At 59.4% G+C, this 567-nt stretch carries 1 protein-coding gene; it reads left to right on the top strand.

The window, feature by feature from the left end:
* Positions 1–567, top strand: a 567-nt coding sequence (locus tag KHU29_RS22060; RefSeq protein WP_246542444.1) for a thiamine pyrophosphate-dependent enzyme, incomplete at both ends; no start/stop codon positions are given.

Genomic DNA, 567 nt, shown 5'->3' on the forward strand with positions numbered 1-567 from the left:
CGCGCAGGAAAAGCGGCGTGCCTGGATGAAACAGCTGCAACTGCAGGAAGCGATTGCGACCGAGAAGCTGATGCCTTTGTTCAAATCGAACAGCTCGCCGATCCATCCTTACCGTGTAGCCTACGAAATCAATGAATTCCTGAACGACGACACGATCTACATCGGCGACGGCGGCGACGTGGTGACGATCTCGGCGCAGGCGGTACGTCCGCGCAATCCGGGGCAATGGATGGATCCGGGCGCGTTGGGCAGCCTGGGTGTGGGCACCGGCTTTGCGATTGCGGCGGGGCTGGCCAATCCGGAGAAGGAAGTGCTGTGCTACTACGGCGACGGCGCGTTCAGCATGACCTCGTTCGACATGGAAACGGCGAATCGTTTCGGCGTGCCGTATATCGCGGTGATCGGCAATAACTCGGCGATGAACCAGATCCGTTACGGCCAACTGGCGAAATACGGTGAAGAACGCGGCAATGTCGGCAATCTGCTGAGCGATATCCCTTACGGCAAGTTTGCCGAGATGCTGGGTGGTCATGGCGAAGAAGTGCGCGATCCGTCGCAGATCGCCGG

The organism is Collimonas antrihumi (assembly GCF_018304965.1).
GTDB lineage: Bacteria > Pseudomonadota > Gammaproteobacteria > Burkholderiales > Burkholderiaceae_D > Collimonas > Collimonas antrihumi.